The sequence below is a fragment of the Streptomyces sp. NPDC002057 genome (assembly GCF_040296665.1).
Taxonomy (GTDB): Bacteria; Actinomycetota; Actinomycetes; order Streptomycetales; family Streptomycetaceae; genus Streptomyces.
On sequence record NZ_JBEOXR010000008.1, the window covers coordinates 159,209 to 172,962 of the forward strand.

General features: G+C 74.8%; 15 protein-coding genes and 1 other RNA gene. 10 read left to right on the plus strand and 6 right to left on the minus strand.

Going from position 1 to position 13,754, the window contains the following annotated elements; all coding sequences use genetic code 11:
- Positions 1 to 74 precede the first annotated feature (74 nt).
- Entirely contained in the window at positions 75 to 851 is a 777-nt protein-coding gene (locus ABT129_RS09840; RefSeq protein WP_351898857.1) for an SDR family oxidoreductase, read from the plus strand.
- Between the two features lie 246 nt (positions 852 to 1,097).
- Here ABT129_RS09840 and ABT129_RS09845 read toward each other — a convergent pair whose 3' ends face one another.
- A complete protein-coding gene (locus ABT129_RS09845) occupies positions 1,098 to 1,421 on the minus strand; it encodes a nuclear transport factor 2 family protein (RefSeq protein WP_351898859.1) in 324 nt (107 codons plus the stop codon).
- A gap of 301 nt (positions 1,422 to 1,722) precedes the next feature.
- Between ABT129_RS09845 and ABT129_RS09850 the strand changes: the two genes are divergently transcribed.
- On the plus strand, positions 1,723 to 2,157 hold the full coding sequence (locus tag ABT129_RS09850) for a ricin-type beta-trefoil lectin domain protein (protein WP_351898862.1): 435 nt from the start codon (positions 1,723 to 1,725) through the stop codon (positions 2,155 to 2,157).
- Between the two features lie 52 nt (positions 2,158 to 2,209).
- Here the strand turns inward: ABT129_RS09850 and ABT129_RS09855 are convergent, their stop codons facing one another.
- A complete protein-coding gene (locus ABT129_RS09855; protein WP_351898864.1) occupies positions 2,210 to 2,938 on the minus strand; it encodes a response regulator transcription factor in 729 nt (242 codons plus the stop codon).
- Complete coding sequence (locus tag ABT129_RS09860; protein WP_351898866.1) at positions 2,935 to 4,233, minus strand: sensor histidine kinase; 1,299 nt, start codon at positions 4,231 to 4,233, stop codon at positions 2,935 to 2,937. The genes ABT129_RS09855 and ABT129_RS09860 overlap by 4 nt, the downstream gene beginning before the upstream one ends.
- A 166-nt stretch (positions 4,234 to 4,399) precedes the next feature.
- On the opposite strand from ABT129_RS09860, the gene ABT129_RS09865 reads away from it, so the two are divergent.
- On the plus strand, positions 4,400 to 5,581 hold the full coding sequence (locus tag ABT129_RS09865; RefSeq protein ID WP_351898869.1) for a serine hydrolase domain-containing protein: 1,182 nt from the start codon (positions 4,400 to 4,402) through the stop codon (positions 5,579 to 5,581).
- A gap of 29 nt (positions 5,582 to 5,610) precedes the next feature.
- On the opposite strand, the gene ABT129_RS09870 is transcribed toward ABT129_RS09865, so the two are convergent.
- Positions 5,611 to 6,072 carry a VOC family protein gene (locus ABT129_RS09870; protein WP_351898871.1) on the minus strand — a complete coding sequence of 154 codons (462 nt, stop codon included), beginning with the start codon at positions 6,070 to 6,072 and terminating at the stop codon, positions 5,611 to 5,613.
- A gap of 172 nt (positions 6,073 to 6,244) precedes the next feature.
- Between ABT129_RS09870 and ABT129_RS09875 the strand changes: the two genes are divergently transcribed.
- The 3 genes from ABT129_RS09875 (at position 6,245) to ABT129_RS09885 (ending at position 8,055) form a co-directional block, all read left to right on the plus strand.
- A complete protein-coding gene (locus ABT129_RS09875) occupies positions 6,245 to 6,796 on the plus strand; it encodes an SMI1/KNR4 family protein (protein ID WP_351898873.1) in 552 nt (183 codons plus the stop codon).
- A 127-nt stretch (positions 6,797 to 6,923) separates the two neighbouring features.
- Positions 6,924 to 7,454 carry a DUF1203 domain-containing protein gene (locus tag ABT129_RS09880; protein WP_351898876.1) on the plus strand — a complete coding sequence of 177 codons (531 nt, stop codon included), beginning with the start codon at positions 6,924 to 6,926 and terminating at the stop codon, positions 7,452 to 7,454.
- 52 nt (positions 7,455 to 7,506) lie between these two features.
- Positions 7,507 to 8,055, plus strand: coding sequence for a GNAT family N-acetyltransferase (locus ABT129_RS09885; RefSeq protein WP_351898878.1), 549 nt, complete (start codon positions 7,507 to 7,509; stop codon positions 8,053 to 8,055).
- Between the two features lie 111 nt (positions 8,056 to 8,166).
- Here ABT129_RS09885 and rnpB read toward each other — a convergent pair.
- Positions 8,167 to 8,565, minus strand: an RNA gene (gene rnpB / locus ABT129_RS09890) — RNase P RNA component class A.
- Between the two features lie 78 nt (positions 8,566 to 8,643).
- Here rnpB and ABT129_RS09895 point away from each other — a divergent pair.
- Both ABT129_RS09895 and ABT129_RS09900 read left to right on the plus strand, forming a co-directional pair.
- Positions 8,644 to 9,414: a MerR family transcriptional regulator gene (locus tag ABT129_RS09895; protein ID WP_351898880.1), complete on the plus strand. Its 771-nt coding sequence runs from the start codon at positions 8,644 to 8,646 to the stop codon at positions 9,412 to 9,414.
- Positions 9,411 to 10,493, plus strand: a complete 1,083-nt coding sequence (locus ABT129_RS09900) for a hypothetical protein (RefSeq protein ID WP_351898883.1) — start codon at positions 9,411 to 9,413, stop codon at positions 10,491 to 10,493. The genes ABT129_RS09895 and ABT129_RS09900 overlap by 4 nt, the downstream gene beginning before the upstream one ends.
- Here the strand turns inward: ABT129_RS09900 and ABT129_RS09905 are convergent.
- Positions 10,438 to 11,889: an RNB domain-containing ribonuclease gene (locus ABT129_RS09905; protein WP_351898885.1), complete on the minus strand. Its 1,452-nt coding sequence runs from the start codon at positions 11,887 to 11,889 to the stop codon at positions 10,438 to 10,440. The genes ABT129_RS09900 and ABT129_RS09905 overlap by 56 nt on opposite strands.
- Positions 11,890 to 12,207: 318 nt before the next feature.
- On the opposite strand from ABT129_RS09905, the gene yaaA reads away from it, so the two are divergent.
- Positions 12,208 to 12,975 carry a peroxide stress protein YaaA gene (gene yaaA / locus ABT129_RS09910; protein ID WP_351898887.1) on the plus strand — a complete coding sequence of 256 codons (768 nt, stop codon included), beginning with the start codon at positions 12,208 to 12,210 and terminating at the stop codon, positions 12,973 to 12,975.
- Positions 12,976 to 13,039: 64 nt separating this feature from the next.
- Positions 13,040 to 13,744 (plus strand): bifunctional 4-hydroxy-2-oxoglutarate aldolase/2-dehydro-3-deoxy-phosphogluconate aldolase, encoded by a 705-nt coding sequence (eda, locus tag ABT129_RS09915; protein WP_351898890.1) that lies wholly within the window; start codon positions 13,040 to 13,042, stop codon positions 13,742 to 13,744.
- Positions 13,745 to 13,754: the final 10 nt, after the last annotated feature.

The following is a 13,754-nucleotide window of genomic DNA, read 5'->3' on the forward strand; positions in this document are numbered from 1 at the left end:
TCCGCCATTCGAGGGGGGTGGGGCGACCGCGTGTTGTCGGGTACAGAACATCCACGTGTCGGAACGATGAGTTCATGGGACACGCGTCTCGCGTACGCTGCGCGCCCATGAGCATCGCAGTGGTGACGGGAGCGGGATCGGGCATCGGCCGGAGCGTGGCCATCGCCCTGGCGGCGGCCGGCTGGTCGGTGGCCCTGGCGGGGCGCCGGGCCGGCGCGCTGGAGGAGACGGCGGCGGCCCTGCCGGCCGGCGACTTCCTGGCCGTCCCGACGGACGTGACCTCGGCCGAGGAGGTCGCGGCCCTCTTCAGGGCGGTGCGGGACCACTACGGCCGCGTCGACCTGCTCTTCAACAACGCCGGTACGTTCGCGGGCGGCGGCGTCCCCGTCGAGGAGCTGGACCCGGACACCTGGCGCGCGGTCGTCGACGTCAACCTGACGGGCGCGTTCCTCTGCGCCCAGGCGGCCTTCCGCACGATGAAGGAGCAGGACCCGCAGGGCGGCCGGATCATCAACAACGGCTCGATCTCCGCGCACGTACCGCGCCCGCACTCGATCGCGTACACGGCGACGAAGCACGCGATGACGGGCCTGACGAAGTCCCTGTCGCTCGACGGACGCCCGTACCGGATCGCCTGCGGTCAGCTCGACATCGGCAACGCGGCGACGGAGATGACGGCCCGCATGCAGACCGGCATCCTCCAGGCCAACGGGGAGCTGGCGGCGGAACCGGTGATGGACGCGGCGGACGTGGCGGCGACGGTGGTGCACATGGCGGCCCTGCCGCTGGAGGCGAACGTGCAGTTCGCGACGGTGATGGCGACGGCCATGCCGTACATCGGCCGAGGCTGACGGCCCGGGCGGTCGGGGCGGTCGGGGCGGTCAGGTCGGGGCGGTCAGGTCGGGGCGGTCAGGTCGGGGCGGTCAGGTCGGGGTGGCCGGGCCCTGACGGGTCAGGGCCGGGCCGGGGTGGTGCCGCCCGCGCCGGACCCGGCGGGTCGGGGCCGGGTCCGGGCGGTCAGGTCGGCGGTCGTCGGACCCTGACGGGTCAGGCCCGCGCCGGGCCCGGCGGGGTCGGGCCCGGCCCGTCGCGGCCGGTCAGGCCTGGCCGGTCTCGAAGCGGGCGACCTTGCCGCCGTCGACGGTGAAGCGCCAGCGGGTGCGCATCTCGCCCCAGGTGTCGTTGCGGTAGCGGGCGACGAGGTCCCGCCCGCCCTCCTTCTCGGACTCGATCTCCATGTGTCCGCGCGAGGAGAAGACCTCCTTCTCCGTCCACTCCTCCAGGTCCCGGTCGGACCCGTCGTCGGACATGGTCGCGCCCGGAGTGAGGGCCGCCTGGAAGGCCGCCTGGTCGTTGGCGTTGAGGGCCGTGACGAACGCGCGCACGGCCGGATCGGTGAGCCGGTCCACGGGGATGGTCATGCCCTACCCGTACACCGCACCGGCCCGCCGGCGCGTGTCGCGCGCCGAAGGAACCCGGCGGGCTGCCCCGGATGACCGACACCGGACGGGGTGGACCCGGTCGCGGGCCTCGCCCCCGCCGCCACGACCGAGCCCCGGCCCGGCCCCGGCCCCGATGCTGCTCCACGGCGCGCGGAACCTGCCCCTCCCTGACGACTTCTCAGCGCCACACAGCCTACGAACCGCGTGTTCTCCGGCGCCCGGCACAGGGCGGTCGGGCATGGTCCCGGTGGCTCCCCGCACACCCACCCCAGGAGGAGAGATGGCGCACGCCGGCAAGGTCGTCAAGCTGTACGCGAAGGGGGCCCCGGTCGGGGTCGAGGACGGAGCGCTGGTCGGCTTCCTCACCGACCCGAAGCAGGCCGGGGAGTGGCTGGTCACCCGCGCGGACGAAGGCTTCCGCCTCACCGCGAAGGGCACGGAGGAGACCATCGCCTCGGCGGGCACCGAGCGCGCCCCCGCGGTCGTGCGCCCCGACGACTCCCCCGCCTCGGTCTGGCGGCTCCAGCGCGTCGACGGCGACGGCTCCACCACGGTCACCTCGCTCGCCGACCTCCGGGACGGCACCTACGTGATCGACCAGAACGGACTGGCCCTCGGCCGGGACCTGTTCGAGGACCGGTCCCCGCTCCCCAAGCGCGTCTTCGTCCGTACGGACGACCGGGACCCGCAGTGGACGATCGAGGTCCTGGCCTGACCCCCGTGCCCCCACCCCGGCCACCCCGGCCACCCCGTCCACCCCACGCGCCTCAGCCGGTGAACCCCGGGACCACCAGACCGGACTCGTACGCGATGACGACCGCGTGGGTCCGGTTCTGCGCGCCGAGCTTGGTCAGGACGTTCCCGACGTGTGTCTTCACCGTCTCCAGGCTCACCGTGAGCGACTCGGCGATCTCCGGGTTGGACAGGCCGGTGGCCATCAGCCGCAGGACCTCCTCCTCCCGCCCCGTGAGCGCCGCCCTGGGCAGCGCCTCCGCCGAGTCCAGCGGACGGGCGGCGACCATGCGGCGCAGGGTGGTGGGGAAGAGGATCGCCTCCCCCGCCGCCACCACCCGTACCGCCTCCGCGATCTGCCGGACCGGAAGCCGTTTCAGTACGAAGCCGCTGGCCCCGGCGCTGAGCGCGGCGGTCACGTAGTCGTCGTTCTCGAAGGTGGTGATCACGACGACCTTGGGCGGTCCGGCCGAACCCGCTTCGGGCGGTCCGGCTTCGGGCGGTCCGGTTTCGGGCGGTCCGGCCGGCTCGGCGAGGAGGTGACGGGTGGCCTCGATCCCGTTGCGGCGCGGCATGCGTACGTCCATGAGGACCACGTCGGGACGCAGCCGCCGCGCCTGTTCGAGCACCTCGACGCCGTCGGCGGCCTCACCGACCACCACGATCCCCGGCTGCGCGGCGAGCAGGGTGCGCAGACCGCTGCGGGTCACCTCGTCGTCGTCCGCGATCAGGAGGGTGACGGGTGCGCCGCCGGGGCCGCTCATGCCGACAACCGTACGGGCAGCCTGACGGCCAGTCGCCAGCGGCGCGGCCCGTCCGGGCCGGCGTCGAACTCCCCGTGCAGCAGCCGTACGCGCTCGGCGAGGCCGGGCAGCCCGTGACCGGACGTGGGGAAGGCGCCCCGACGGCCCGGACCCGGGCCGGCACCCGCCCCGGACCCGGTCGCGGTCTCGTTGACCACACCGAGTTCCAGTGCGTCCGGCGCGGCCGCCACGCGGACCTCGACCGGGCCGCCGGCCCCGTGCCGCATCGCGTTCGTCAGCCCCTCCTGGAGGATGCGGTACGCGGCCCGGGAGAGCGTCCCCTGGACCTGCGCCAGGTCCCCGGACAGCTCCAGCTCCACCACCGCGCCCGTGTGCCGCAACCGGTCGAGCAGCTCGGGCAGATCGGCCAGGGTGCGGGCCGGTGCCGTCTCGGCGTCCCGTTCGCGCAGGACACCGAGCACGTAGTCCAGGTCCTCCAGGGCGGCCCGGGCCGACTCCTCGATGCTGCGCAGGGCGGCCCGCGCCGCGACGGGGTCGGCGGAGAGCACCTCGCCGGCCACCGCCGCCTGGATCGTGGTGGTGGTCAGCGTGTGGCCGATCGAGTCGTGCAACTCGTGGGCCAGCCGGTTGCGTTCGGCCAGCCTCAGCTCGCGTTCGGCCGCGAGGGCGAGCCGTTCGGCCGCGGACGGCCCGAGCAGTCGGGGCGCCGACCACCGCAGGGCCTTCGTCACCAGGGCGCACACGGCCGCCGCGAGGAGCAGACAGCCGAGGGCGACCGCCCAGCTCTGCCAGCCGCCGTCCACCCGCACCGAACGTCCGAACAGGTGCAGTCCCAGCTCCGCTTCGAGCCATCCCCCGGGGAGGGTCAGGCCCACGAAGAGCAGCACGCCGCTCGCCAGGGCGCCCGTCCATCCGAGCGTCACGTGGAGCAGCAGCCAGAGGGGGGTGCGCCAGCGGTCGGCGCGGGACGGCGGAGCGGGAGCCGTTCCGTCGCCGGACGGGCCCACGGACGGGGCCCGTACGGCGACGGGCTCGGGCAGCGACACCCTCAGCAGCCGCCGCGCGGACGCGACCAGCACCCGCCGCGTGGTGCGGGCGAGGCCGACCAGGCCGATCAGTGCCGCCCAGATCAGCAGGGCCACGCCGATCTGCACGCCCTCGGAGGCGGACCGCCACGCCAGCGCGGGCAGCAGCGCGAAGGACAGCAGGGGCAGGCTCGCCAGAACGGCGCCGTAGGCGAACAGCGCACCCGTGTACGTGGAGCGGCGCAGCAGCGGCCGGAGTCCCTTGATCATGATCAACCAGTATGGACGGGCCGTTCGCACGGGGCCTCCCCCGATCGGGGGAGGTGTTTCTCCCGCCTTCCCGCGATGTGCGACGGAGCTGCCGGAATCCATGATCGTGTCCTGCCGGCCGATCCACCGGACCGACACGTTCCCACGACTGCAATGGAGTTGAGCCATGCGTGAGCAGACCTGGCACCAGCACGGCACCCGTTCGTCCGAGCGGCGGCGCGGCGGGCGGCGCGGGGCGTCGGCGGCCGTGGCCGCCGTGGCCGTCGCCCTCGTGACCGCCGGCGTCCTGGCACCGCCGACCGCGTCCGCCACCGCCCGCCCGGACAGCGTGCAGCAGGGCCTGAACGGGCTGGTGCGCGACGGCCGGCCCGCCGCGCTGGCGTCCGTCAGGGGCGAGGACGGCCGCACCCGTACCTACACGGCGGGCGTCGGCGACCTGGCCACCGGCGCGAAGGTGCCCAGGGACGGTCAGGTGCGGGCCGGCAGCAACACCAAGACGTTCGTCGCGGTGGTCGTGCTGCAGCTGGTCGCCGAGGGGAAGATCGGCCTCGACGCCGACATCGACACGTACCTCCCGGGGCTCGTACGCGGCGAGGGCATCGACGGACGGAACATCACCGTCCGTCAGCTCCTCCAGCACACGAGCGGACTTCCCGAGTACGGGAACCACATCAGCGACGACGTGCTCCCGCACCAGTACTTCGAGCCGCGCGACCTCGTCGACATCGCGCTCAAGGAGAAGGCCGTGTTCGAGCCCGGGAAGAAGTGGTCGTACAGCAACACGAACTACGTCCTGGCCGGCCTGATCGTCCAGAAGGTCACGGGCCGCCCCCTCGCCGAGGAGATCGACCGGCGCGTCGTCCAGCGCGTCGGGCTCCGCCACACCTACTTCCCCGCGCCCGGCGACCGGACCCTCCGGGAGCCCCACCCGAAGGGCTACCGCGAGATGACGGCGGCGGGGCCGCTGGTCGACTACACGCGGATCGATCCGTCGGCGGGCTGGGCGGCGGGGCAGATGATCTCCACCGACTCCGACCTCAACCGCTTCTTCACCTCGCTCCTCCGCGGCGACCTCCTCGACAGGGCCCGGCTCGCCGAGATGCGCACCACCGTCCCCGTCGGCGACACCGGCGCCCACTACGGCCTGGGGCTCATGAGCAGGAAGCTGACGTGCGGCGGCGTCTACTGGGGCCACGGCGGTGACATCGTGGGCTACGAGACCCGCGGCGGCGTGACCGCCGACGGCAGCCGCGCCGCGAACGTCACGGTGACGAGCATCCCGACCGACATCGCCGGCACGAGGCGTGTGGAGGCCGTCGTGGACACGGCGCTCTGTCACCGCGGCTGACGCGCCGTCCGGCGGGCACCCGGCACCCGTCAGTCCAGGCAGAACTCGTTGCCCTCGGGGTCGGCCATCACGAGGAAGCCGGTGCTCATCGGAGGCTCGGGCTCGAAGCGGCGCAGCCGCTTCGCCCCGAGCGCGACGAGCCGCTCGGACTCGGCTTCGAGGGCGGCCATCCGCGCCTCTCCCTCCAGTCCGGGAGCGGCGCGGACGTCGAGGTGCACCCGGTTCTTGGCGACCTTGCCCTCCGGCACCTGCTGGAAGAACACCCGCGGGCCCCGCTCGTCCGGGTCCTCGATGGCCGACCGGGTGTTGCGCTCCTCCTCCGGCACGCCGATCCGCGCGAGGAAGTCGTCCCACGCGGCGAGCGGGTCGGCGCCCTCGGGGAGCTCGACCCCGGGCGGCCCCGGATGCACGTACCCGAGCGCGTCCCGCCAGAAGGACGACAGGGCCCGCGGGTCATGGGCGTCGAAGGTGACCTGGAATTGACGGCTCATCGTGCTGCTCCGTTCGTACGGGTCGCGTGGCGCGGACTGAGGACGGCACCGCTCGGACGGCCGCCGCCCGGCTCCAGTCGAGACCGTCCGCGTCCACGAGTCCACCCTGACACCCCCTGCGGACAGAATCGGTCCGCCATCCCCGCTGAGCCACGGGGGGTACGGTCGCCGGATGAGCGGTTGGGACGGGACCGGCGTCCGCGCGCGGATCCGGGACATGGCGGCGGGGGACCCGGAGCGGACACGCTTCGGAGCGAACACCCACCGGTACGAGCTGGCGCCTCCGCTCCCGGCCTCGGCGGTGGGCGGGTTCGAGGCGGAGCACGGCGTCCGACTCCCCCCGGACTACCGGTCCTTCCTCACCGAGGTGGGAGACGGCCCCGCCGGCCCCGCCCACGGATTGATGCCGTTGGCCGCCCCCCGTACTCAGGTGGACGAGGACTGGGCCGTGGACGACGTATGGAGAGAGGACCGGCAACCGGGCCGCCTCGCCACACCGTTCCCCCTCGCCGAACCCCTGGGCGGCGCGCTCGGCGCTCCGGTGGAAGAGCTGACCCCGGGCACGCTCATGCTGGCCGAGGAAGGCTGCGGCATGTATGTCCGGTTGATCGTGACCGGCCCGCGAGCGGGCGAGATCTGGCGCCTCGACCCGGACTGGGGCGGCTTCGTCCCCACCAGCCCCAGCTTCCGCACCTGGTACGCGGACTGGCTGCGAGGCCGGTGACCCCGCGGGGGAACGCACACGACGCCGCACCACCCGGGTGCCGCGCCCCCACACCGCATCCCCCACCGAAGACACCGCGTCCGAATACCGCCAGCGCCCCGGGGCCGCCCCGCGTGACCCTGACCGTATGAGCACCCACACCGCCACCACCTACGCCGCCCGCCCCATCCCGCCGTCCGCGCTCGCCGAGCTGCGGGTCGCCGACGACGCCGGGCGGGCCTGTGTGCCGTTCGTCGTGCCCGTCGACGACGGGGGCGATCCGCTCCGTTGCTGCCTGCGGCCCTCCGCCCCCGGCGAGCGGATCGCGCTCGTCGCGTACGCGCCGCTGCGGCGCTGGGCCACCGAGACCGGGGCCGAGCCGGGTGCGTACGACGAGCAGGGGCCCGTCTTCGTCCACGCCGAGGAGTGCGGCGGCCCCGCGCCCTCGGAGGCGTACCCCTTCACCCGGCCCGGGGCGCTCCGGACCCTCCGTCGCTACGACGCGGCGGGCCGGATCGTCGGGGGGCGCCTCCTGGAGATCCCGGAGGCGGCCGAGGAGGGCTTCGACCGGGCCTTCGCGGAGGCCTTCGCGGAGGCCTTCGCCGACCCGGCCGTGGCCCTGGTGCACGTCAGGGCGGTCGAGTACGGCTGCTTCCACTTCGAGGTCCGGCGCCCCTGACGAGACCGTAAACCCGTGGACACTCCGTCGGCCCCGGGCGACCATCTCCGCGATGGACAACGAACCCCTCCCCACCACCAGACGCGTCCGCTTCGTCGAACTCAACGCCAGGGCCCTGCGGGCGCTCGCCGACGGTGACCTCGCGGCCGGCAGCGCCGAGGCCGGGATCGCCCTCGACGAACACTTCGTCGGCGACCGGGCCCGCTGGATCTTCGGATACCGCGCGAAGCAGCTCGCCGAGGACCCCTCCGCCGCACCCTGGCTCGCGCGGGCCGCCGTGTCCGAGCCGGACGGGGTGGTCATCGGCGACGCCGGGTTCCACGGCCCGCCGGACGAGACGGGAACGGTCGAGGTCGGCTTCACCGTCGCACCCGGCCACCGCCGCCGGGGCTACGCCCGCGCGATGCTGCGGGCGCTCCTCACCAGGGCCGCCGCCGAACCCGGCGTCAGGACGGTACGGGCCCGCGCCAGGGCCGACAACGAGGCCTCCCTGGCCACCATCGCGGGCTTCGGCTTCACCCGCGTCGGCGAGCAGGGCAACGAACAGGACGGACTCGTTCTGGTCTTCGAGCTCCCGGCGACCGCGATACGACCCGACTGACATCGAGGCCACCCCCGGACGAACACCCGCCCACCCCGCCCCGCCCACCCATGGGAAAGGGCCCCCGAACAGGCAGAAACCTGGTCGGGGGCCCTTTCCCACGTGGGCCGACAGACGAGTCGGGCTGTACGCCGGGTTCTGTGCCCCGGGACCTCGCGGTCGTCGGGGCGACGGCCATCCATCTAGGACCGGCGTTGCCGCCGGCCTCCTGCGGTCTACCCGCGGACTCGGGCGAGCAGCCCTCGAACATCCGCGCAGGGACACCGAGGTGTCCCCTCTTGACCTTGCTCCGAGTGGGGTTTACCTAGCCGCCTGAGTCACCTCAGGCGCTGGTGGTCTCTTACACCACCGTTTCACCCTTACCGGGGACCGAAGTCCCCGGCGGTCTGTTTTCTGTGGCACTGTCCCGCGGGTCACCCCGGGTGGCCGTTAGCCACCACCCTGCTCTGTGGAGCCCGGACGTTCCTCGGGAAGATCCGAGGATCTCCACGCGGCCGTCCGCCCGGCTCGTCTGCCGTGCCGACCATGCTACCCGCCGCGCCGTCCCACCCTTGACCTTGCCGCAGCGTCAGGGTTTCTACTGGGCGCATGCGTATCGGCGAGATCGCCGCCCTGGTCGGGGTCACCCCCCGGGCCGTGCGGCACTACCACCAGTCGGGCCTGCTGCCCGAGCCCGTCCGGCGGGCCAACGGGTACCGGGAGTACGGCGTCCGGGACGCCGTCCTGCTCGCCCGGATCCGGCGGCTCACCGCACTGGGCCTCGGGCTCGACGAGGTCCGGGACGTGCTCGCCGACGACGAGGGGCGGGGGCTGGTGGAGGTGCTGGAGGAGCTGGCGCGGGACCTGGCGCGCCAGGAGGCCGTGATCCGCGAGCGCCGCGAACGCCTCGCCGCCCTCCTCGACGAGGCGCGGGCCGGGCGGCTGCCCGCCGACGGTCCCCTGTCGCCGGAGCTCGCCGCGCTGCTCTCGGGTCTTGGCGAGCTGCCCGAGTCCCCGATGGCGGCGAGGGACCGGGAGATCCTGGCGCTGCTCGACGCCGTCGTGCCGGACGGGGAGCGGGCGCGGCTGATGGAGCTGATGCGGGGAACGGCGGAGCACGCGCACGAGGTGTACCCGCTGCTCGACGCCCTCGCCGGGGCCGGTCCCGACGACCCGCGGGTCGCGGAGGCGGCCCGGGTGCTGGCCGCCTGTCTGCCGGACGAACTGGGGGTGGAGATCCCGACCGCGGAGTCGCGGGGGGCCGGTCCCTCCGACGTCTCCCTCGCCGACGCCCTCTTCGCGGACCTCGCCCCGGCGCAGTCCGCGGCCATCCACCTGGCGATGCGCCTGGTCCGGGAGCGACGGGAGCAGAGCCGGTGACGGACCTTCAGGACAGTGGCGCCGCGGGCCCGGGCGGGGTCCGTGCGGCTGCCGGTGCTCCGGTCGCCGGGACGGCGGCCGGGGCGGCTGCCGGTACTCCGGTCGTCGGCGGTCCGGTCGCCGGGGCGGCGGCCGGGGCGGCGGCCGGGGCGGCGCCCTCGGCGCCGGCCGCGCCGTCGGAGGGCGCCGGGCGCGCCCGTCCCCGCTCCCTCCGTCTGCTCCGCCTCCTCGCCTACGTCGTCCTCCCGGCCGAGGTCGTCCTCGCCGTGCTCCTCCTGGGCGGGGTCCGGATTCCCGGGGCCGTGTGGGCCGTCGCCGAGCTGCTCGTCGTCGTGCTCCTGCTCGCCGAAGCCCTCTCCTATCTGCGGCTGCGGCGGCGGGGCCTCTCCCGGCGGGAGGCCGTGGCCGAGTTGGTGCCCCTGCCCGTGCTCCGGATCATGGGGCACGAGCTGCGGATCATGACGAGCCTGGCGCGGTGGGTGGCGCGGCGGCAGCACGGGGTCGACGGCGCGGACGGCGTGTTCCCGCACGCGCGGGACCAGGCGGCGCTCATGTACGGCTTCACCTTCGTGTGCGTGGTCGAGTCCGTCGGCATGTCCTACCTGCTCGCCGACTGGCCGCTCGTCCACGCCATCGTCCTCGTCCTGGACGTGTACACCGTCCTCTTCGTCCTCGGTCTGCACGCCGCCTCCGCGACCCGCCCGCACACCCTCACCGGGGACGTCCTCCGGCTGCGGCAGGCCGCGCACGTCGACGTGCGGGTCCCGCTCGACCGGATCGCGGCCGTCCGCCACGAGCCGCTGTTCTCGCACGAGAAGGCGGAGGGCGAACTGAACCTCGCCGTCGGCTCCCAGACCTCCGTCACGATCGAGCTGACCGAGCCGGTGGACGCGCCCCGACTGCTCGGCGCGCCCCGGCCCGTACGCACCCTCCGCGTCCACGCCGACGACCCGCGCGCCCTGTACCGGGCCCTGACGCGGGCCCTCGGGCGGGCGCGCACGGAACCACCGGCCCCCCAGCCGCTCACGCGGGCGCGAACCGCACCTTCGCCGTCCCCGGGTCCGCCTCCGCCAGTCTGACCCGCAGCCACTCGCCCAGCGGCAGCCGTGTGTCGCCGCCCGCGATCCGGGCGACGACCGCCGGATCGTCCAGGTGGACGGTGCCGACCGAGGGCTCGCGCTCCTTCACGTCGATCACGTACGCGTCGAAGATCTCGCCGATCCGTTCCCGCAGCAGCGCCGCCTCGACGATGTCGACGCTCTCGCGCTCCACGGTGTTGGCGCGGCGGGCGCCCGTGGCCATCTCGTCGGGGAGGGCGGGCAGGGCGGCCCGTACCCACTCGGGCGGTTCGTCGCCCGCCACCGCCGCCACACACAGCTCGCCCGCGTACCGGTCGACGAGCCGGCGCAGCGGCGCGGTGCAGTGGGTGTACTCGTCGGCGACGGCGGCGTGCATCGCGGGCGTGGGGACGAGGCCGTCGGTGAAGACGGTGTACCCGGCGCCGCGCAGCAGGGTGGTGCACTCCTGGAGGAAGGCGGCCTGGCGCGGGTCGGTGGGGTCGGCGGCGCGGACGACGTCGGCGTACGAGACGTGGTGCGGCCAGTCGACGCCGAGGGCCCGCGCGGAGCGGCGCAGACGGGCGACGGCGCCGTCGGGGGCGGTGGGCAGGGTGCGCAGGATGCCGGTGCCGGCGGCGGTCATGAGGTCGGCGGCGGCCATGCCGGTGAGGAGGGAGATCTGGGCGTTCCAGCCGTCGGCGGGGAGCGGGGCCCGGTAGGCGAGGGAGTAGGTGTGGTCGTGCTCGACGATCTCCTGCTCGGGGACGTTGAGGGAGATCCCGCCGCGTTCGGCTTCGAGGGCCTCGCGGAGGCGGCCGATCTCACGGAGGAGGGCGAGCGGCTCCTCGGCCGTGCCCGTGTCGATCCGCCTCTGCACGCCCTCGTAGTCGAGTTTGGCGCGGCTGCGGACGAGGGCGCGGCGGACGTCGGTGGCGACGCGGCGCCCTTCGGCGTCGAGGTCGATCCGCCACAGGAGGGCGGGGCGGACCTCGCCGGGGAGGAGGCTGGCGGCGCCCTCGGAGAGGACGGTGGGGTGCAGGGGCACCCTGCCGTCGGGGAAGTAGAGCGTGAGGACGCGCCGGTGGGCCTCGGCGTCGAGGGCGGAGCCGGGGGCGACGAAGGCGGCGACGTCGGCGATGGCGTAGTGGACGCGGTACCCGCCGTCGGCCCGGCGGGCCAGGTGCATGGCCTGGTCGAGGTCGGTGGAGGTGGGCGGGTCGACGGTGAAGAAGGGCAGATCGGTGGCGTCGTGCGCGGGGAGCCGGGGGGCCTTCGCGGCGGCCTCCGCCTCGGCGAGGACGGCGGGCGGGAAGTCCTCGGGCGACTCGGGGATCCCGAGCTCGGTCCGGAGTGCGCGCAGGGCGGCCCGCAGCGGAGCCTCGGCTGCGCCGGTCACGTGGATGTGGCGGCGGGGCATGGACCGAGCGTATGGGGAGGGGAGGGGGGCGGCACGTCGTGGCGTCCCGCGCCGCGGGTGGGGGAGCCGTCCCGGACGCCCTCACCCGTACGGGACGGCCGCCCCGTCCCGGACGGGTGACCGGCCCTGCGGGTACGGGCAGGGTGGCCTCCCCCGTACGGGCATCCCCCGACAGGCAGGTGGCCTCCCCTGTACGGGCAAGGGCGCCTCGCCCCGTACGGGCCACCGGGTCCCACCTCGTACGCTGGGCTCTTGGAGTCGCGCCGCTGGGCTCCGGGGGCCGCACCCCCATCCCCGTACGGACGAAGGAGAACCACCGTGCTCGTGCTGTTGCCGCCCTCCGAGGGCAAGGCCTCCTCGGGGCGCGGGGCGCCGCTCAAGCCGGAGTCGCTGTCCCTGCCGGGGCTCGCGGAGGCGCGGGCGGCCGTCCTGGACGAGCTGGTCGAGCTGTGCGCGGCCGACGAGGAGAAGGCGCGCGAGGTCCTCGGTCTGAGCGAGGGCCTGCGCGGCGAGATCGCGAAGAACGTGGAGCTGCGGACGGCGGGCGCGCGTCCGGCCGGGGAGATCTACACGGGCGTGCTGTACGACGCGCTCGGTCTGGCGACCCTGGACGCGGCGGCCGGGAAGCGGGCGGGGCGGTCCCTGCTCGTGTTCTCGGGGCTGTGGGGCGCCGTGCGGGTGACCGACCGGATCCCGTCGTACCGCTGCTCGATGGGGGTCAAGCTGCCGGGGCTCGGCGCGCTGGGCGCGCACTGGCGGGGTGCGATGGCCTCCGTCCTTCCCGAGGCGGCCGAGGACGGTCTCGTCCTGGACCTGCGCTCGTCGGCGTACGCGTCGGCGTGGAAGCCGAAGGGGGAGGTGGCGGCGCGGACGGCGACGGTGCGGGTGCTGCACGCGCCGACCCGGAAGGTGGTCAGCCACTTCAACAAGGCCACGAAGGGCCGGATCGTCCGGAGCCTGCTGGAGGCGGGCGCGGCCCCACGGTCGACGACGGAGCTGGTGGAGGCGCTGCGGGACCTGGGGTACGTGGTGGAGGAGAGCGGGAAGCCGGGAGCGCTCGACGTTCTGGTGGACGAGATCCACTAGGGGTTCGTTGCATGCTCCGCAACGCTCGTTGCGGTTAGCGCTCACCGTGGGCAGGATGAGGCCCATGACGAGCGTGTTCGACCTTGCCTCCGAAGCCCTCGGAGCCTCCGGAGCCCTCGGAGCCTCCGAGGCCTCCCCCGGCTCCCCCGCCGTCCCCGTGGTCCCCGTGGTGGTGATCGAGGACCTCGCCGACGCCGTCCCGCTGGCCCGCGCCCTGGTGGCCGGCGGGCTGCCGCTCGTCGAGGTGACCCTGCGGACCCCGGCGGCGCTCGACGCCGTCCGGGCGATCGCGGACGAGGTGCCGGGCGCGATCGTCGGCGCGGGCACGGTCGTCTCGGCGGCCGGGGTCGCGGACGCGGTACGCGCCGGGGCCCGGTTCCTCGTCAGTCCCGGGTGGACGGAGCGGCTGCTCGGCGCGATGCGTGACTCCGGCGCGCCGTTCCTGCCCGGGGTGTCGACGACCTCGGAGGTCGTGGCGCTGCTCGAACAGGGCGTGGACGCGATGAAGTTCTTCCCGGCCGAGGCGGCGGGCGGCGTCCCGTACCTGAAGTCCCTCGCGGGACCGCTCCCCCAGGCCCGGTTCTGCCCGACCGGCGGCGTCTCCCTCGCCTCCGCCCCCGCCTACCTCGCGCTGCCGAACGTCGGCTGCGTCGGCGGTACGTGGATGCTGCCGCCCGACGCCCTCGCGGCCCGCGACTGGGCGCGGGTGGAACGCCTGGCGCGCGAGGCGGCGGCGCTGGCGGACACCGGGGCCCGGCCGGTCTCGTAGTCCCGGTCCG